This is a genomic window from Neisseria sp. N95_16 (assembly GCF_002551535.2).
GTDB lineage: Bacteria > Pseudomonadota > Gammaproteobacteria > Burkholderiales > Neisseriaceae > Neisseria > Neisseria brasiliensis.
Genome location: NZ_PDBT02000001.1, coordinates 57,776 through 76,370, shown reverse-complemented (window position 1 = coordinate 76,370; position 18,595 = coordinate 57,776). Strand labels below are relative to the sequence as shown.

Below are 18,595 nucleotides of genomic sequence, written 5' to 3'. Positions count from 1 at the left end.
TTCAGACGGCCTTTATGATGAAACCGCTTATCAGAAAGACAAACATGAAACCCATTATTTTAGATGGCGGGATGGGGCGCGAGCTGCACCGCCGTGGCGCACCGTTCCGCCAACCCGAATGGTCGGCACTGGCCCTGACCGAAGCACCTGATATCGTGCGTGATACCCATGTCGACTATATCCGCGCCGGTGCCGAAGTGATTACCGCCAACAGCTATGCGGTGGTGCCGTTTCACATTGGCGAGCAACGCTTTGCCCAAGAAGCCGAAAGCTTGGCCGCCACCGCCGGTCAACTTGCCCGAGAAGCCGTCGACCAAAGCGGCAAAGACGTGAAAGTGGCTGCTTCACTGCCGCCATTGTTTGGCTCATACCGACCTGATTTGTTCGACGCTTCGGCCGCGCCTGAGTTGGCCAAACCATTAATCAACGGCTTAAAAAACTATAACGATATTTGGCTGGCAGAAACACAAAGCAGCATTGCCGAAGCCGAATTTTGGCGCAGCTGTCTGCCGGATGACGGCAAACCGTTTTGGGTGTCGTTCACCTTGGAAGACACGCACGAACACGATGCACCGGTGTTGCGTTCGGGTGAGTCGGTGGCAGAGGCGGCGCAAGCCGTAGCCACTTTGGGGGCAGAGGCTTTACTGTTTAATTGCAGCCGTCCAGAAGTGATGCTGGCGGCAGTGGCATGCGCTAAATTAGCATTAGAAAAACAAGGTAAATCATTGAAAATAGGTGTTTATGCCAACGCATTCGAGCCAGTGGAAGATGAGATGAATGCCGCCAATGACGGCTTGGACGAAATCCGTAAAGATACCACGCCGCCGAACTATTTGCGCTGGGCGCAAGAATGGGTGGCGGCAGGCGCAGGTATTGTCGGCGGCTGCTGCGGCATCGGCCCTGAACATATTCAGGTATTGGCCGAACAATTATAAATCGCGTTTTAGACGGCCTCATTTTAGGTGAGGCCGTCTGAACATATGGATACTCAAAACGGATTAATATGCGCCCTACTCTTGTGATTAATATTATCGGCAACCTTATCGGCTGGGGGCTTTATTTTCTGTTGCTGCGCCGCTTGCCCCTGCCCGGTATCGTGCAAATTATCTTGGCGTTTGCGCTGTGTTTTGCTGGGATTAAAATCGCCGAAAAAATCTACCGACGTTTGAACTGAATCATCTTTTCGCTTTCTGGACAGACCTAAAAGAGCAGTCAATTCTCCTGCCTCCGAATAATTCCTTAGCTTAAAAAAGTGTAGATTGAAAACACTAAAATAAAGGATGAATGATGTTTAAATGACCGGCTGATAAGCAATAGATATATATGATGGATAGCCGGAGGCTCGACCGCCGATAAGCAGTGTATCGATGTGGATGTTACAATCATACCCAAGTTTTTGACGATTTCGTTTTGTCAGCCAATAGCAAAAGGCCGTCTGAAAAATGATTTTTCAGACGGCCTTTATCATGTGTAATCAGTAGCAATCAGTGGATTACAAACCTAATTGCTGCTCCAGTTTTTCTACCAATTCTTCGTCCAGATTCAGCGCTTCGGCCAATTGGGCGAGGAACACGATTTCTTTGCGTGACATATCATCACACACCACGCGGGCGGCAAGGTAGGCACCCGAAGCCAAAGCGCGGTCGTTGCCGACGGCTTGGGCGATATCGGCAATGCTGGCCGGATTGGCATATTCGGCAGCCAACCAACGCAAAGTAGCCGGATCGTCGCCGCTCTCGTTGCTGATGAGCTGTTTCTCGTTTTCATCGATCAGGCCGTCTGAAGCGGCGGCGGCAATCATGGTGCGCAATAACACGCGGCTTTGTTCTTCGGCTTTGCTTTCATTCGGCTCGAAATCGCTTTTTAAGGGCGCAGGCTTGGTCGGGTTGTTTTTCTGCCAACCTTGATAGGCTTGGTAAGCCAGCATGCCCAGCGCGGCCAATGAGCCGACTTTTGCCAGCGAACCGGTGTTTTTCTTTTTCAACAACATCGACACCAAGCTGGCCGCTACGGCGCTGCCGCCCAATGAACCGAGCAAACCGCCGTTGTTGGCACTTGCGGCAGGTGTGTTGTTTTTCTGAACGCTGTTCAAAACCAAATTCAATAAGCTGTTTAAGTTCATGGTCGGTCTTTCTTAATGAGTGAGTTGTGTTCTTAACATATCGGTTTTCCGTGCCATTGCCAAGCTTGGCGAAGGTTAAGTATTTGAAAAGCCTGTTTACATCAGTGGCCGTCTGAATACAATTTCTGCGCTAAGGGTATGTTTCAGACGGCCTTTTTAAGCAGGTTTTGTGTAAATCGGTTAAAATTGCCGCCCCCCACAAAAAATTCAGAAAGAGATTAATGTCTTCCAAATCCACAATCGGGCTGGCCGCGCTTACGGCGTTGGTGATCAGCTCCATGATTGGCTCGGGCATTTTTAGCCTGCCGCAAAACATGGCCTCGGTGGCCGGATCAAAAGCCTTGCTTATCGGCTGGCTGATTACCGGTGTCGGGATTATTTTCTTGGGCATTTCGTTTGCGGTGTTGGCACGTTTGCGCCCCGAACTTGACGGTGGCATCTACACTTATGCACGCGAAGGCTTCGGCGACATGGTCGGTTTCTTCTCGGCTTGGGGGTATTGGTTGTGTACCACGGTCGGCATCGTCGGCTATCTGGTGGTGGCGTTTGAAGCGGTCGGCACGTTCACCGATACGCCCGATTTTGTATTATTCGGCAAGGGCAACACCTTTTGGGCGTTTCTCGGCGAATCGGCGGTGGCATGGTTGATTTATTGGCTGGTGGCGCGCGGCATTAAAGAAGCGGCAGGCGTGAACTTGGTGGCAACGTTTGTAAAAGTGTTTCCGCTGATTTTGTTTATCGGTTTGGCGGCTTATTTCTTCAAAAGTGATGTGTTTATGGCCGATTGGACAGGTGCGAGTTTGGCCACGCCGGAAAATCCCGATGCCGGCATCATGAGCTAAGTGAAAAACACCATGCTGATTACGCTGTGGGTGTTTACCGGTATTGAAGGTGCGGCGGTGTTGTCGAAACACGCCAGAAGCCGTGCCGATGTCGGCAAAGCGACCGTGTTGGGTGTGGTGTTGGTGCTGGCGATGTATGTAGCGATTACCGTGTTGGCGCAGGGTATTTTGCCGCGTGCCGAAATTGCCGAGATGGCCAATCCGTCGATGGCGGGTGTGTTGGCGCACATGGTCGGCCAATGGGGCAAAGTGTTGATTAGCGTGTGTTTGATTGTGTCGGTGTTGTCGTCGTATTTGAGTTGGACGCTGTATGCCACCGAAATTCCGCACTTGGGTGCGAAAAACGGCGCCTTCCCGCCATCGTTTGTGAAGCTCAACCAAAACAGCGTGGCGCACGGCTCGCTATTGTTTACCACGCTGACGGTGCAACTGTGTCTGTTTTTGGTTTGGCAGACCGGCAACAGCTATGAAACGCTGCTGCTGATTTCCACCTCGATGATTCTGATTCCGTATTTTCTCATCGGCGCGTTTTTGCTCAAACTTGCCTTCACACAGAATTTAAGCATCGGCATCAAACTCATTGGCCTGATTGCCACCGTGTATGCGCTGTGGATTGTGTATGCGGCGGGCACGGAATATCTGCTGTTTTCTGTGTTGCTGTATTTGCCGGGCGTGTTGCTGTATCTGTATTCGCAATACAAACATCATGGCCGTCTGAAACTCAAGGGCTTTGAAAAAGCGATTCTGCTGGTGTTGGCGGTATTGGCCGTGCCTGCGGTGCAGCAGTTGGTGGCCAGCCTGTCGGCTTGATGCTAAATAAAAACCGCCTGCTTGTTAGGCAGATGGAAAACATTGATTTAATTATAATAAGGCCGTCTGAAAACGTTTTCAGACGGCCTTTGTATACTTTATTCAATCAAATCTGCGGCGCCACCGCTTTCACATAATTCAAACCGATAAACTGCTTTTCCGAATCCAATCCGGTAATGTTGAGTAACACTTGCGACTTGGGCAAGGTGTCAAACGGAATGCCCACCGCGCGGGTTACCAGCGGCAGCCCTTCGATGCGCACCAAGTCTTCTTTCAATACCGTGGCGGTGAGTTCTTTCGTGCCTTGCTGTTCCAAATACACCAAGCTCCAGTAGGCTTCCATTTGGCGTTGGAAATCGGCGTAGGCGGCATAGGCGGTGTCGAAATCGCGCAGCGCGGCGAAGAGTTCGGCATCGTTTTTTTGGAACAGGGCTTCGCTGTGTTCGTCAATCAGGCTGATGAGCTGTTTTTGGTTGATGTAGTCGGCGGCGCGGCGCAGCGGCGAGGTGAACCAGCCGTAATGTTGCACGCCCATGCCGATGTGCGGTTCGGATTGGGTGCTCATGCGCACTTTGCCGCTCGGCTGCACGCGGAACAAGCCCGGCAAATCGTTTTCATCGAGCATCTGCGCCCAAGTGCTGTTGGCCAGAATCATCATTTCGCTCACCAGCGTGTCGATGGGTGAACCGCGTTCGCGGCGGGTCACGGAGACGATGCCGTCTGAAGCCACTTCCACGCTGTAATCGTATTGTGGTGCGCGGTTTTCTTCGTATTTGCCGCGTGCTTTTTGGCGCGCGATGGCAAACTGATGAAACCAAATCAAATCCTGATGATGGTTGAACATGGCTTCACCGGCGGCATCCAAGCCGGTTGCGGCGTTGAAATGCGGCTCAATCGCTTGAATACGCAGGTTTTCGGCGATGTTGACCGCTTCGATTTTATTCACCGGCTCGCCGACCAAGTTGAATTCGGCATCGACATCGAAATAAATGCTCACCGCCGGACGGTATGTGCCTTCATCCAAGCTGAACGCGGCAATCCAGTTTTCCGGCAACATGGTGATTTTGCCGTCGGGGAAATAGGCCGTGCTCAAGCGGTTCATCACCGTTTTTTCAATCGCGCTGCCCGATTCAATCGCCAACGATGGCGCGGCGATGTGGATGCCGACGCGTTTCAGGCCGTTGCCCAAATCAGTCAGGCTCAAGGCATCGTCCACTTCGGTGGTGGATTCGTCGTCAATCGAAAACGCCGCCACATCGGCTTGCGGCAATTCAGGCAGTGGCGCAACTTCCATATCCGCCAACGCCGCGCCTTGCGGATAATGCTTCATTTCAAATGCATCGAGCAGGTATTGCGGCAGCGACGTTACCGCGCCGGTTTGCTTGGCCAAATCATAAGGCTGCAATTTCAACGCGTCCGCCGCCTTGATAAACGCCTTATAGGTCAAAGCCTGCTTGTCGGGCGCGTGTAAAATCGTTTTCAAATCCGCCGCGATTTCAGACGGCATTTCGCCCGCCTGTAAAGCCGCCGCCCAAGCATCAATCTGCGCATCTTGCTGCTTTTTGCGCTCAATCGCCGCCAAAGCTTGTTTCAAAGTTTCTTCCGGCGCGGCTTTAAACACGCCTTTGGCCTTTTTGTAGAAATACATCGGCGCGGCATACAGCGCAATCAAAGTCGCCGCCAGTTCCGACTGGCTCGGCGCGTGGCCGAAATATTCTTCCGCAATCGCTTCGGCGGAAAACTCGTCTTCCCCACACACTTCCCACAGCAAATCCGCGTCAATCTCAGCCGCATCCGTCTGCGCATTCTCTAAAAACGCCGCCATGTCGCCGCTAAACTCAGTAAACACATTATTCGCCTTCACTTTCGTGCGCTTGCCGTGTTGGGTATCGACTTGGTAAGTGGCATCGTTTTTCTGCACGATGGCAGCGACTTTAAACTGGCCGGATTCTTCGTAAAAAATATTCATTTGCTTGCGGTTAGGTAAATTTTTAAGGTGGGGATTTTAGCAGAAAGGCCGTCTGAAAGCAGGAAAAGTTTCAGACGGCATGGTGATGCATAATGGTGAAGTTGTTTTATCCTTGGGGTAAAGCTACAATCTTATCCATCAGATTAAAAAGGAGATTGCCATGAAGCCCTCTCTGATTATCAAAGAGCGCCGCCAAACCATTATGGCGATTTTGAGCCGCTACCGCATTGCCAATCCCCGCGTATTCGGTTCGATTTTGCATGGAAAGGATACGGATGACAGCGATCTCGATATTTTGGTGGATACGTTGCCGGAAACAACCTTATTTGACTTGGGTGGCTTGCAGGATGAGTTGGAAACCGAATTGGGCATTTCCGTGGACATCAAAACCCCGAAGGATTTACCGGTTTCCTTCCGCAACCAAGTGTTGATGGAGGCCAGACCCTTATGAGTAAAAGCAAGCGCAGTATGGATTATGTTCATCACATGATTCAGGCGGCAACCGATGCATTGGGCTATGTTGAAGGATTGAGCAAGGCAGATTTTGAGCAGGATAAGCGCACTCAGCAAGCAGTGGTGATGAATTTGCTGATTATTGGCGAAGCAGCAACTAAGCTGATGAATGATGCCCCTGATTGGGTGGCGCAACACAGTCATATCCCTTGGCGGAGTATGCGCGGTATGCGAAACCGTATTGCTCACGGCTATTTTGATATTGATATGGATGTGGTTTGGGAAACATTGGAAAGCGCGTTACCTGAATTGCTCACACAACTTGTGCCGATTGCTTCGGCTGATGACGAAGAGATTTCTTAAATCAAATTGAATTTTATAAATATCAGGCCGTCTGAAAGATAGCTTTTCAGACGGCCTTTTATATTCAATGATTATCTCATTACACAAACTTCCCCAACCAAACCGCCCACTGCTCATCAGTCGGCGCAGTAATCTGTACCGTTTCCCCGTTTTCCAAACTTTCAAACGACAATGCCCGCGCGTGCAGCATTAAGCGATTGGTGCCCAAGTGTTCGGCCACGGCGTGGTTTTGGCGCAGGTCGCCGTAATTGGTGTCGCCGACGATGGGATGGAAAATGTGTTTCATGTGGCGGCGCAGCTGGTGTTTGCGGCCGGTATGCGGAGTGAGTTCTGCCCATGAATAGCGTGATGTGGGATAGCGCAAGGCGGATTGGAAGGGCAATTCGGTTTGCGCCAAGCAGCGGTAATCGGTGACGGCATCTTGTAAGGTGGCTTCGGTGCGGCTTTCGGCGATTTGGTCGGGCTGGTATTTGAGCGGATAGTCGATGCGGTCGTGTTCGGGCAGGTGGCCGCGCACAATCGCCCAATAGGTTTTGGTGATGGTTTTGCGTTCAAATTGTTGTGTCAGTGTGCGTGCGGAATCGGGGTCGAGGGCAAACAGCAACACGCCGGAGGTCGGGCGGTCGAGACGGTGTACGGGGTAAACATGTTGGCCGATTTGGTCGCGCAGGGTCTGCATGACAAAGCGGGTTTCGTGGCGGTCGAGCCATGAGCGGTGAACGAGCATGCCGGCCGGTTTGTTGACGGCGATGCTGTGGGTGTCTTGGTGGAGGATTTCGAGCATGGGTGCGGCGGGGCGGTGGTTGAGTCGGACGGATTATACCGCGGATGGTACGAATCGTTTTCAGGCCGTCTGAAAAATCGTTTGCACGATTTCAGACGGCCTTGATATTGATTAAAAAGATAAGTCCGGTTATGCGGCGGCTGGTCGGGCGGATGAAAGCGAACCGACGGCTTGGCCGTGTTCGTCGAGAATCACGCAGAAGCTGACTTCGGCGTAGATGTAGCTGCCGTCTTTGCGTAGGGCTTTGGTGCGGGTGGCTTTGCCGCCGTTTTTGGTTTTTCCGGATGCGATGGCGGCATGAAAACCGCGCCAGTGCGGTTCGCGCAGCCGTTCGGGAATAATCAGGTCAAGGCTTTGACCGACGGCTTCGGCGCTGCTGAAGCCGAACATTTGCTCTGAGGCACGGTTCCAGCCGCGAATAATGCCTTGCCGGTCGGCAAAGATGATGGAGTCGGTCATTTGTTCGAACATGGCCGGATAGGGGAGGTTCATGCTTGCGTCCTTTCTTGGAAAGATGAATCGGGTCAGATGATTATACGGCCGTAAATGCGCGGTTGCATTGTCCGGATGGGGGAGGGCGTGTGCAGATATTGTCTTAAGCATCTGCGCTTGCCGGCATTGTGTTGTCAGGCAAATCGGTTACAATGGCTGCTCCACTTCAGGGAGAATAACGATGGGTCTGCATCAGAAATTGCCGCAGCCGATGCTGGCGGATGAAACGCGCCGCGAAATTCATGGCCGCGAGTCGTATCATGTGTTGAAGATTATTTCTGAGTTTGTCGAGTCGGGCGAGGAATTGCGGGCGATTCAGCCGGCGGTGAGTATCTACGGCAGCGCGCGCACGCCGGTGGATCATGCGGATTATCTGTTTACCGAACGTTTGTCGCGCAAGCTATCTGATGCCGGTTTCTCGGTGATTTCGGGCGGCGGGCCGGGCATTATGGAGGCGGCGAATAAAGGTGCGTTTGCCGGTGCCAGCCCTGCGGTGGGCTTGAATATTGTGTTGCCGCATGAGCAACATGCCAATCCGTATCAGGATTTGTCGATTAAATTCCAACATTTTTTCCCGCGCAAAGTGATGTTTGTGAAACACGCGGTGGCCTATGTGGTGATGCCGGGTGGTTTTGGTACGCTGGATGAATTGTTTGAAAGCTTAACTTTGGTGCAAACGGGCAAAACGCCGCACCGCCCGATTATTCTGGTCGGCAAAGCGTTTTGGGCGGGGCTGTTGGATTGGATTAAAGACCAACTATTGGGCAACCGTCTGATTTCGCCGGAAGACATGGGTTTGATGCAACTGATTGACGATGAAGACGAAATCGTCGAATACATTTTCGCCCATTACGAAAACCGTTTGGAAGATTTGTCGGAGCAGGGCAACGATACGTGGTCGTTGGGTTTGTGATGAAACATTAATAAGTTATTAAAAAGGCCGTCTGAAAACGCATGAATGTGGTTTTCAGACGGCCTTTTGTTGGTTGGCACTTATAGGCTGTTCAATAGGTAAAACCCATCATTGCCCTAAAGGCTAGTATGTGGATAATCCTAAAGAATTAGGTTTGTATGTCGGAAAGTTTAAAATAAATACAAACAATAATCGTTATCAAAAAATGATTGAATTTATTGAGGTTTTTTTGTGCTTTTCACAATATTAATCTTTAAATGGCTTATAATTTTGGATAAAATAACCAATTATTTTTCGGTATTTTGTGTTATCGGCCAAAGCGGTGGCGGGGCGGATGGATGTGCCCTTGCGAGTTGTGTTGCGGCCGGCTGTTTGGGCGAACAAAATACCCTTGACCATGTTGCTCATCCACACACTCAGGTGCAAGCATGTTAGCCAGTTACTTTCCCGTTCTCATTTTTATCCTCGTCGGCCTGATTGCCGGCGTGGCCTTTCTCTTATTGGGCTCGATTCTGGGGCCGAAAAACCACTACCACGAAAAAGACACGCCGTTTGAATGCGGCTTTGAAGCCTTTGAAAACGCGCGCATGAAGTTTGACGTGCGCTACTATCTGGTGGCGATTCTGTTTATTTTGTTCGATTTGGAAGTGGCGTTTATGTTTCCGTGGGCGGTAGTGTTTAAAGAGCTGGGCGTTTACGGCTTCTGGTCGATGATGGTGTTTATCGTGTTGTTGACAGTCGGTTTTATTTACGAATGGAAAAAAGGGGCGCTGGAATGGGAATAGAAGGTGTGTTGAAAAAAGGTTTCGTCACCACCAGCGCGGACACGGTGTTGAATTATATGCGTACCGGCTCGCTGTGGCCGGTAACTTTCGGCTTGGCTTGCTGTGCGGTGGAAATGATGCACGCTGGCATGGCGCGTTACGACCTTGACCGTTTCGGCATTATTTTCCGCCCGTCGCCGCGCCAGTCGGATTTGATGATTGTGGCCGGTACGCTCACCAATAAAATGGCACCCGCCCTGCGCCGTGTGTACGACCAAATGGCCGAGCCGCGCTGGGTGTTGTCGATGGGTTCGTGCGCCAACGGCGGCGGCTATTACCACTATTCTTATTCGGTGGTGCGCGGCGCCGACCGCGTGGTGCCGGTGGATGTGTATGTGCCGGGCTGTCCGCCGACTGCGGAAGCCTTGATTTACGGCCTAATTCAGTTGCAGCAGAAAATCAAGCGCACTTCAACCATTGCGCGCGATTAAGGAGACCGCATGGCAACGTTAAATCATTTATACGAGCAGGCTGTCGGCGTGTTGGGCGACAAAGCGCTAAACGTGATTCAGGATTTGGGTGAGATTACCGTCGAGTGTCTGCCCGAGCATTATTTGGACGTGATGACCACCCTGCGCGACCACGAAGCCTTACGCTTTGAATTGCTGGTCGATTTGTGCGGCGTGGATTACAGCACCTACCGTAACGACACGTGGCAGGGCAAACGCTTTGCCGTGGTCAGCCAGCTCTTGTCGGTGCAAAACAACCAGCGCATCCGCGTGCGCGTGTGGGCTCAAGATGATGATTTTCCGGTGGTGGAATCGGTGGTTGAGATTTACAACAGCGCCGATTGGTATGAGCGTGAAGCCTTTGATATGTATGGCATCTTGTTCAACAACCATCCTGATTTGCGCCGCATTTTGACCGATTACGGCTTTGTCGGCCATCCGTTCCGCAAAGATTTCCCGGTATCCGGCCATGTGGAAATGCGCTACGACGGAGCACAAAAGCGCGTGATTTACCAACCCGTTACCATCGAGCCGCGCGAAATTACGCCGCGTATCGTGCGCGAGGAGCATTACGGTGAGTGAAAACAAATTAAGAAACTACACCATCAACTTCGGCCCGCAACATCCGGCGGCGCACGGCGTGTTGCGCATGATTTTGGAATTGGAAGGCGAAACCATCGTCCGCGCCGACCCGCACATCGGCCTGCTGCATCGCGGCACCGAAAAGCTGGCCGAAACCAAAACCTACCTGCAAGCGCTGCCTTATATGGACCGTTTGGACTACGTTTCCATGATGGTCAACGAGCAGGCGTATTGCTTGGCGGTGGAAAAACTGGCCAATATTGATGTGCCGATTCGCGCACAATATATCCGCGTGATGTTTGCCGAAGTGACCCGCATTCTGAATCACCTGATGGGTGTCGGTTCGCACGCGCTCGACATCGGCGCCATGACTGCGATTCTGTATGCCTTCCGCGACCGCGAAGAGCTGATGGATTTATACGAAGCCGTGTCCGGCGCGCGCATGCACGCTGCCTATTTCCGCCCCGGCGGCGTGTACCGCGATTTGCCCGACTTCATGCCGAAATATGAATCGAGCAAATTCCGCAATGCCAAAGTATTGAAGCAGCTCAACGAAGCGCGCGAAGGTTCTATGCTCGATTTTATCGATGCTTTCTGTGAGCGTTTCCCGAAAAACATCGATACCCTCGAAACCCTGCTCACCGACAACCGCATCTGGAAACAGCGCACCGTCGGCATCGGTGTGGTGTCGCCCGAGCGCGCCATGCAAAAAGGCTTTACCGGCGTGATGCTGCGCGGCTCCGGCATTGCGTGGGACATGCGCAAAACCCAGCCGTATGAGGTGTATGACCTGATGGATTTCGACATCCCCGTCGGCGTCAACGGCGACTGCTACGACCGTTATCTCTGCCGCATGGCCGAAATGCGCCAATCCGTGCGCATCATCAAACAATGCGTTGACTGGCTGCGCGTCAATCCCGGCCCCGTGATTACCGAAAACCACAAATTCGCCCCGCCGAAACGTACCGACATGAAAACCGGCATGGAAGATTTGATTCACCATTTCAAACTTTTCACCGAAGGCATGCACGTTCCCGAGGGCGAAACCTACACCGCTGTCGAACACCCGAAAGGCGAGTTCGGCGTTTACATCATTTCAGACGGCGCCAACAAACCCTACCGCCTGAAAATCCGCGCACCGGGCTTCGCCCACCTGCAAGGCATGGACGAAATGGCCAAAGGCCACATGCTTGCCGACGTCGTGGCGATTATCGGTACGCAAGACATCGTATTCGGAGAGGTAGACCGATAATGTTATCCGCTGAATCTTTACGACAAATCGATACCGAGCTGGCCAAATATCCGGCCGAACAGCGCCGCAGCGCCGTGATGAGCGCCCTGCGTATCGCCCAAAATGAAAAAGGCTGGCTCGCGCCCGAAACCATCGAATTTGTTGCCGACTACATCGGCATTCCACCCGCGCAAGCCTATGAAGTGGCCACGTTCTACAATATGTATAACCTTGAGCCGGTGGGCAAATACAAGCTCACCGTCTGCACCAACCTGCCCTGCGCCCTGCGCGGCGGCATCGATGCCGGCGAATACCTGAAACAAAAACTCGGCATCGGCTACGGTGAAACCACTTCAGACGGCCTCTATACCTTAGTCGAAGGCGAATGCATGGGCGCGTGCGGCGATGCACCGGTGATGCTCGTGAATAACCACAGCATGTGCAGCTTTATGACCGAAGAAGCGATTGAGAAGAAATTGGCGGAATTGAATTAAAGGCCGTCTGAAAACAGAACCAACCCTAAAACCAAATAGGCAAACCCAAATGGCTATTTACCAAACCGGCGTGATTTTCGACCAAGTCGATGCCGCCCAATCCGATTGCTGGACACTCGACGCCTACGTCCGACGCGGCGGCTATCAAGCCCTGCGCCGTATTTTGACCCAGCCGATGACGCAAAACGAAGTCATCGAAGAAGTCAAAACCTCCGCCCTGCGCGGCCGTGGCGGTGCGGGTTTCCCGACCGGTTTGAAGTGGAGCTTTATGCCGCGCTCGTTCCCCGGCGACAAATACGTTGTCTGTAACACCGACGAGGGCGAACCGGGTACCTTCAAAGACCGAGACATCATCATGTTCAACCCGCACGCGCTGATTGAAGGCATGATTATTGCCGGTTTCGCCATGGGCTGTCCGGCCGGTTACAACTACATTCACGGCGAGATTTTCGAAGGCTACCAACGCTTTGAACAAGCCTTGGCCGAAGCGCGCGCCGCCGGTTTCTTGGGTCAAAACATCATGGGCACGGATTTTTCTTTCGAACTCTACGCCCACCACGGCTACGGCGCGTATATCTGCGGCGAAGAAACCGCCTTGCTTGAATCGCTCGAAGGCAAAAAAGGCCAACCGCGCTTCAAGCCGCCGTTCCCAGCTTCATACGGCCTGTATGGCAAACCGACCACCGTCAACAACACCGAAACCTTCGCCTCCGTGCCGTTTATCATTCGAGACGGCGGTCAAGCCTTTGCCGACAAAGGCGTTGCCGGTGCAGGCGGTACCAAATTATTCTGCATTTCCGGTCACATCGAACGACCGGGTAATTACGAAGTGCCGCTGGGTACGCCGTTTGCCGACGTATTGGCGATGGCCGGCGGTATGCGCCACGGCAAAAAACTCAAAGCTGTGATTCCCGGCGGCTCGTCTGCTCCGGTTTTACCGGCCGACATCATGATGCAGACCAACTTGGACTACGATTCAATTGCTAAAGCAGGCTCTATGCTCGGTTCCGGCGCGATTATCGTGATGGACGAAGACGTGTGCATGGTCAAAGCCTTAGAGCGTTTGAGCTATTTCTACTTTGAAGAATCCTGCGGCCAATGCACCCCGTGCCGCGAAGGCACCGGCTGGCTCTACCGCGTGGTGCACCGCATCGTAGAAGGCAAAGGCCGCATGGAAGATTTGGACTTGCTCGATTCAGTCGGCAACCAAATGGTCGGCCGCACTATCTGCGCCCTAGCTGATGCCGCTGTGTTCCCAGTACGCAGTTTTACTAAGCATTTCCGCGATGAATTTGTGCATTATATTGAACACGGCAAACCGATGAAGCCGAATAAGTGGTGTTGAGTTTCAGACAGCTTTTGGGTCGGGTAGGCCGTATGAAAAAGTCAGGCCACTTTAAATGCCGTCATTCCCGCGCAGGTGGGAATCCATGGTTGAGATGAAGTAGCTTATGTTTATTAAAGTTGCTTAAGGTCTGAGATGGATTCCCGCCTGCGCGGGAATGACGGCGGAGAGGGTACTTGAGCTGTCTTAAAGAACCCAGATGTACTAAAAACAGTAAACATGCCGTTTGAAACCTAAAAGAAACTTTTCAGACGGCCTACCGAAAATATTTTTAATCAAAGAAAAAAGTAACTAGGAAACCACCATGTTACAAATCGAAATCGACGGCAAACACCTGACGGTGGAGCAGGGTACAACGGTGATTGAAGCCGCCAACCGGCTCGGAACCTATATTCCGCATTTTTGCTACCACAAGAAATTGTCCATCGCCGCCAACTGCCGCATGTGTTTGGTCGAAGTGGAAAAATCCAACAAGCCGTTGCCTGCCTGTGCCACGCCGGTGACCGACGGCATGGTGGTGCGCACGCATTCGCCTTTGGCCAAAACCGCGCAAGCCGGTGTGATGGAGTTTTTGCTGATCAACCACCCGCTGGATTGCCCGACTTGCGACCAAGGCGGCGAATGCCAGTTGCAGGATTTGGCCGTGGGCTACGGCAAACCGGCCAGCCGCTACACCGAAGAAAAACGCGCGGTGGTCGGCAAAGACATGGGGCCGTTGGTTTCCGCCGAAGAAATGAGCCGTTGCATCCATTGCACCCGCTGCGTGCGTTTCACCGAAGAAATCGCCGGTGTGCAGGAAATCGCCATGGCCGGCCGCGGTGAGCATTCGGAAATCATGCCGTTTATCGGTAAGGTAATTGAAACCGAATTATCGGGCAACGTGATTGATTTGTGTCCGGTCGGAGCGTTGACCAGCAAGCCGTTCCGCTTCGATTCACGCACGTGGGAGCTCAACCGCCGCAAATCGGTGTCGGCGCATGACGGGCTCGGCTCCAACCTGATTGTGCAAACCAAAGACCACACCGTGCGCCGCGTGCTGCCGTTGGAAAATGAAGCCATCAACGAATGCTGGCTGTCCGACCGCGACCGTTTCGCCTATGAGGGCCTGTATCACGAAAGCCGTCTGAACAACCCAAAAATCAAGCAGGGCGGCGAATGGGTGGATGTGGATTGGAAAACCGCGCTGGAGTATGTGCGCAATGCGGTGGATTGCATCGCCAAAGACGGCAATGCCGATCAAGTGGGCATTTGGGCGAACCCGATGAACACCGTCGAAGAATTGTATTTAACCAAAAAACTGGCCGAAGGCTTGGGCATCCGCCACATCGATACCCGCCTGCAACGCCAAGACAGCCGCGTTTCAGACGGCCTGTCGGGCGCGCAATGGTTGGGTCAGAGCATTCAATCGCTGGCGGAAAACGGCGCGGTGTTGGTGGTGGGGGCAAACCTGCGCCAAGAGCAGCCGCTGTTGACCGCGCGTTTGCGCCGTGCCACGCATGGCCGCATGAAATTGAGCGTGTTGGCCGGACGCAAAGAAACGCTGCACATGCCTTTGTTTGCCCAAGAAGCGGTGCATCCGAATGAATGGGCAGGCCGTCTGAACGAATGGGCGCAAGACTTGGATCAAGACGTGGCCGCCAGCCTGTCGAATGCCGAGCAGGCTGCGATTATTTTGGGTGCGGAAGCGCAAAACCATCCCGATTACCCTGCGATTTACGCCGCCGCGCAACGTTTGGCCGGAGCCACCGATGCCACTTTGGGCATCTTGCCGCAAGCTGCCAACAGCGTAGGTGCCGCTGCATTAAACATCAACCAAGGCGACAGCATTCAAGCCATGATTCGCCAGCCGAAGCAGGCCGTGTTGCTGATGAATGTTGAGCCTGAAATCGATGTGGCCAACGGCGCGCAAGCCGTAGCTGCCTTGAAACAGGCCAAGAGCGTGATGGCGTTTACGCCGTTTGTCAGCGAGACCTTGCTGGACGTGTGTGACGTGTTGCTGCCGATTGCGCCGTTTACCGAAACGTCGGGTAGCTTCGTCAATATGGAAGGCCGCTTGCAGTCGTTCCACGGCGTGGTGCAGGGCTTCGGCGATTCGCGCCCGTTGTGGAAAGTGTTGCGTGTGTTGGGCAATCTGTTTGACGTAAAAGGCTTTGATTACCACAGCAGCGAAGAGATTTTGCAAGACGCGCTCAATCAGGAAATCGTGTCGGTGCAACTGAATAACCGCTCAACCTTTAATGGCGAAGCCGTTCAGACGGCCTCGAATCAATTGGTGCGTATCGGCGGTGTGGGTTTGTATCACACTGATGCCATTGTGCGCCGCAGCGCGCCGTTGCAAGCGACCAGCCATGCTGCCGTGCCGGCCGCGCGTGTGCATCCGAATACCTTGGCGGCCTTGAATCTTTCAGACGGCCAGCAAGCCGTGGCCAAACATGACGGCGTGGGTGTCAATGTGGTGGTGGTGGCTGATGCGGCCTTGCCGGAATATGTGGTGCATCTGCCGTTGCACAGCGATAACGCGGCTTTGGGTGCGATGATGAATACGATTGAATTGGCGGGGGCGTAAACATGCAAGAATGGCTCCAATCCCTGTTTGCCGTGACCTTAGGTTGGGGCGACATCGGCCTGAGCGTCGGCTTGGTGGTATCGGTGATTTTGAAAATCGTGATTATCCTGATTCCGCTGATTCTCACCGTGGCCTATCTGACCTATTTCGAGCGTAAAGTCATCGGCTTTATGCAGCTTCGTGTCGGCCCCAACGTGACCGGCCCGTGGGGCTTGATTCAGCCGTTTGCCGACGTGTTCAAGCTGTTGTTTAAAGAAGTGACGCGCCCGAAGCTGTCGAATAAAGCCCTGTTTTACATCGGCCCTATGCTCTCGCTTGCGCCCGCTTTTGCGGCGTGGGCGGTGATTCCGTTTTCCGAAGAATGGGTGCTCACTCACGTCAACGCAGGCTTGCTGTTTATTTTGATGATTACCTCGCTGTCGGTGTATGGCGTGATTATTGCCGGTTGGGCGTCGAACTCGAAATACTCGTTTTTGGGCGCGATGCGTTCATCGGCGCAAACCATTTCCTACGAAATCGCCATGAGTGCCGCGCTGGTGTGCGTGGTGATGGTGTCGGGCAGCATGAATTTTGCCGACATCGTGGCGGCGCAGGCCACAGGCATCGCCGGTGGTTCGGTGTTGTCATGGAACTGGCTGGCTTTGTTTCCGGTGTTTATCGTCTATCTGATTTCCGCCGTGGCCGAAACCAACCGCGCGCCGTTTGACGTGGCCGAGGGCGAATCCGAAATCGTGGCCGGTTTCCACGTCGAATATTCGGGCTTCGCCTTTGCCTTGTTCTTCTTGGCCGAATACATTTTCATGATTCTGATTGCCGCCCTGACCGCGCTGATGTTCCTCGGTGGCTGGTTGTCGCCCTTCCCACAAAGCTGGGGCTGGATTGGCGCACCGAGCGCGTTTTGGATGTTTGCCAAAATGGCGTTTATTCTGTTTGGCTATTTGTGGATTCGTGCCACATTCCCACGTTACCGCTACGACCAAATCATGCGTTTGGGCTGGAAGGTATTGATTCCAGTTGGTTTTGTCTGCATTGTGGTGCTGGCAGCTTGGATGGCGTCGCCATTGAGTTTGTGGAAATAAAATGATGGAGCGTGGGTGGCTCGCCCACATTTGATTTAGGAAATCTATTATTTGTATTTGTTGATACAGCAAATCCAAAAGAGTATGCTGCCGATTATGAATTAAATAACTTACTGAAAGGATTGATAGAATATACAGAGTTTGTCAAAATATTCCTATTAAGGAGAGATTGTATTTTCCTTTAATTATTATTTTAAATTGGCAGTTAGATAGTTTGAAAGATAGTCAAAATAAAGCTTGGGAAATATTGAAAGAAATTTATTATTATGATTTAGAATTTTTTAATAAAGATATGTCAACATTAGGTTCTGATGATAAAGATTGGAAATTTAAATTTAATGGCGTAAATTTATTTTTTAATATTAATCATCCGCAACATAAATTACATCGCAGTAGAAAGGTAAATAGTTTTATAACTATGGTTGTCAATCCTTCTGAAAATTTCCAGATTGTTGCTCCATTAGTTAATGGCGGAAGAAAAGTTTCAAATATGATTAGAGATAGGGTAAAAGTTTATAATAATGGTATTGTTGCAGAGACATTAGGAATTAGTGATGAAACTAAACCTGATTGGAAACAATATCAACATGAGGAAAGTGATGCTGAAATTCCTAGTGTTTGTCCATTCCACATGGTGGAGAAATAGAGATGATGACCTCTGTATTATTAACTTATATTCTAACTGTATTTGTATTTTTATTAATGCCTGGACCTGTTAATTTGGTTGTAGTTAATGCTGCTGCTAAATATGGATTAAAGGGTGCATTTTTTGCAGTTGTTGGGACAAATACAGCATCATTAGTTTTAATTTTAGTTGCAGGTTTAATGATAGCTGGTTTAGGAAAACTTGATACTCAATTTCTAACATTACTATCTGGATTTGGGGGGGGGTATTTGATTTATTTTGGTTATAAACTTTGGTTGGAAAGTAAAAATATAACTCAAAAAGATAAGGTTAATGTGGAAGTTGTTGCTTTATCAAAGGTTGTAATAAACTCATTTATGATTGGTATTTCTAATCCAAAAGATATTATTTTTTTTATGACTTTTTTTCCGCCTTTTATTAACCAATTAGATATGGCTCTATTCCCAAGTTTATTTATTTTGACGTTAATTTGGTGTGTTTTAGATTATAGTATCTTATTAGCTTATGGCTTGGGTATTTCTAAAATAATGAATCCCAAACGTGAACAAATTATTAATAGAATTTGTTCATTATTATTTATTGTGATTGGTATATATGCTGTGTTTCAGGCTGTCTGAAACCTCATTTTATT

The 18,595-nt window shown here is 51.4% G+C and carries 20 protein-coding genes and 1 pseudogene; 16 read left to right on the top strand and 5 right to left on the bottom strand.

What is annotated here, in order from left to right; genetic code table 11:
- The first annotated feature begins 44 nt into the window (after positions 1-44).
- Complete coding sequence (locus CRG49_RS00400) at positions 45-935, top strand: homocysteine S-methyltransferase family protein (RefSeq protein WP_095503523.1); 891 nt, start codon at positions 45-47, stop codon at positions 933-935.
- Between the two features lie 68 nt (positions 936-1,003).
- Complete coding sequence (locus CRG49_RS13065) at positions 1,004-1,174, top strand: hypothetical protein (protein ID WP_154143231.1); 171 nt, start codon at positions 1,004-1,006, stop codon at positions 1,172-1,174.
- Positions 1,175-1,492: 318 nt separating this feature from the next.
- On the opposite strand, the gene CRG49_RS00395 is transcribed toward CRG49_RS13065, so the two are convergent.
- Positions 1,493-2,122 (bottom strand): tellurite resistance TerB family protein, encoded by a 630-nt coding sequence (locus tag CRG49_RS00395; protein WP_095503522.1) that lies wholly within the window; start codon positions 2,120-2,122, stop codon positions 1,493-1,495.
- A gap of 221 nt (positions 2,123-2,343) precedes the next feature.
- Here CRG49_RS00395 and CRG49_RS00390 point away from each other — a divergent pair.
- Positions 2,344-3,774 (top strand): annotated as a pseudogene (locus tag CRG49_RS00390) (basic amino acid/polyamine antiporter).
- A gap of 106 nt (positions 3,775-3,880) precedes the next feature.
- Here the strand turns inward: CRG49_RS00390 and CRG49_RS00385 are convergent.
- Positions 3,881-5,743: a ribonuclease catalytic domain-containing protein gene (locus CRG49_RS00385; protein ID WP_095503521.1), complete on the bottom strand. Its 1,863-nt coding sequence runs from the start codon at positions 5,741-5,743 to the stop codon at positions 3,881-3,883.
- A 160-nt stretch (positions 5,744-5,903) separates the two neighbouring features.
- On the opposite strand from CRG49_RS00385, the gene CRG49_RS00380 reads away from it, so the two are divergent.
- Positions 5,904-6,194, top strand: coding sequence for a nucleotidyltransferase family protein (locus CRG49_RS00380; protein ID WP_095503520.1), 291 nt, complete (start codon positions 5,904-5,906; stop codon positions 6,192-6,194).
- Positions 6,191-6,559 (top strand): DUF86 domain-containing protein, encoded by a 369-nt coding sequence (locus tag CRG49_RS00375; protein WP_095503519.1) that lies wholly within the window; start codon positions 6,191-6,193, stop codon positions 6,557-6,559. Before CRG49_RS00380 ends, CRG49_RS00375 begins: the two co-directional genes overlap by 4 nt.
- 79 nt (positions 6,560-6,638) lie before the next feature.
- On the opposite strand, the gene truC is transcribed toward CRG49_RS00375, so the two are convergent.
- Together truC and CRG49_RS00365 are read right to left on the bottom strand one after the other, a co-directional pair.
- Positions 6,639-7,343: a tRNA pseudouridine(65) synthase TruC gene (truC, locus tag CRG49_RS00370; RefSeq protein ID WP_095503518.1), complete on the bottom strand. Its 705-nt coding sequence runs from the start codon at positions 7,341-7,343 to the stop codon at positions 6,639-6,641.
- 129 nt (positions 7,344-7,472) lie between these two features.
- Complete coding sequence (locus CRG49_RS00365; protein ID WP_095503517.1) at positions 7,473-7,835, bottom strand: PAS domain S-box protein; 363 nt, start codon at positions 7,833-7,835, stop codon at positions 7,473-7,475.
- Between the two features lie 181 nt (positions 7,836-8,016).
- Between CRG49_RS00365 and CRG49_RS00360 the strand changes: the two genes are divergently transcribed.
- A complete protein-coding gene (locus CRG49_RS00360) occupies positions 8,017-8,748 on the top strand; it encodes a TIGR00730 family Rossman fold protein (RefSeq protein WP_095503516.1) in 732 nt (243 codons plus the stop codon).
- Positions 8,749-8,994: 246 nt separating this feature from the next.
- On the opposite strand, the gene CRG49_RS13060 is transcribed toward CRG49_RS00360, so the two are convergent.
- On the bottom strand, positions 8,995-9,156 hold the full coding sequence (locus CRG49_RS13060) for a hypothetical protein (protein ID WP_154143230.1): 162 nt from the start codon (positions 9,154-9,156) through the stop codon (positions 8,995-8,997).
- A 20-nt stretch (positions 9,157-9,176) separates the two neighbouring features.
- Here CRG49_RS13060 and CRG49_RS00355 point away from each other — a divergent pair, with 20 nt between their 5' ends.
- From CRG49_RS00355 to CRG49_RS00310, 10 genes are all read left to right on the top strand, one after another.
- Positions 9,177-9,533: an NADH-quinone oxidoreductase subunit A gene (locus CRG49_RS00355; RefSeq protein ID WP_095503515.1), complete on the top strand. Its 357-nt coding sequence runs from the start codon at positions 9,177-9,179 to the stop codon at positions 9,531-9,533.
- Complete coding sequence (locus CRG49_RS00350) at positions 9,524-10,003, top strand: NADH-quinone oxidoreductase subunit B family protein (protein ID WP_066075530.1); 480 nt, start codon at positions 9,524-9,526, stop codon at positions 10,001-10,003. Before CRG49_RS00355 ends, CRG49_RS00350 begins: the two co-directional genes overlap by 10 nt.
- Before the next feature lie 9 nt (positions 10,004-10,012).
- The gene (locus CRG49_RS00345) at positions 10,013-10,603 is read left to right on the top strand and encodes an NADH-quinone oxidoreductase subunit C (protein ID WP_095503514.1); all 591 of its coding nucleotides are present in this window, start codon (positions 10,013-10,015) and stop codon (positions 10,601-10,603) included.
- Between the two features lie 67 nt (positions 10,604-10,670).
- The gene (gene nuoD, locus CRG49_RS00340; RefSeq protein ID WP_232726228.1) at positions 10,671-11,855 is read left to right on the top strand and encodes an NADH dehydrogenase (quinone) subunit D; all 1,185 of its coding nucleotides are present in this window, start codon (positions 10,671-10,673) and stop codon (positions 11,853-11,855) included.
- Positions 11,855-12,328 (top strand): NADH-quinone oxidoreductase subunit NuoE, encoded by a 474-nt coding sequence (gene nuoE / locus CRG49_RS00335; protein WP_095503512.1) that lies wholly within the window; start codon positions 11,855-11,857, stop codon positions 12,326-12,328. Before nuoD ends, nuoE begins: the two co-directional genes overlap by 1 nt.
- A 49-nt stretch (positions 12,329-12,377) precedes the next feature.
- Complete coding sequence (nuoF, locus tag CRG49_RS00330) at positions 12,378-13,673, top strand: NADH-quinone oxidoreductase subunit NuoF (RefSeq protein WP_095503511.1); 1,296 nt, start codon at positions 12,378-12,380, stop codon at positions 13,671-13,673.
- 304 nt (positions 13,674-13,977) lie between these two features.
- The gene (nuoG, locus tag CRG49_RS00325; RefSeq protein WP_095503510.1) at positions 13,978-16,239 is read left to right on the top strand and encodes an NADH-quinone oxidoreductase subunit NuoG; all 2,262 of its coding nucleotides are present in this window, start codon (positions 13,978-13,980) and stop codon (positions 16,237-16,239) included.
- A 2-nt stretch (positions 16,240-16,241) separates the two neighbouring features.
- Entirely contained in the window at positions 16,242-17,318 is a 1,077-nt protein-coding gene (gene nuoH, locus CRG49_RS00320; RefSeq protein WP_095503509.1) for an NADH-quinone oxidoreductase subunit NuoH, read from the top strand.
- A 169-nt stretch (positions 17,319-17,487) separates the two neighbouring features.
- Positions 17,488-17,964 (top strand): YqcI/YcgG family protein, encoded by a 477-nt coding sequence (locus CRG49_RS00315; RefSeq protein WP_154143229.1) that lies wholly within the window; start codon positions 17,488-17,490, stop codon positions 17,962-17,964.
- A complete protein-coding gene (locus CRG49_RS00310; RefSeq protein ID WP_198515128.1) occupies positions 17,937-18,581 on the top strand; it encodes a LysE family translocator in 645 nt (214 codons plus the stop codon). The genes CRG49_RS00315 and CRG49_RS00310 overlap by 28 nt, the downstream gene beginning before the upstream one ends.
- The last annotated feature ends 14 nt before the right edge of the window (positions 18,582-18,595 follow it).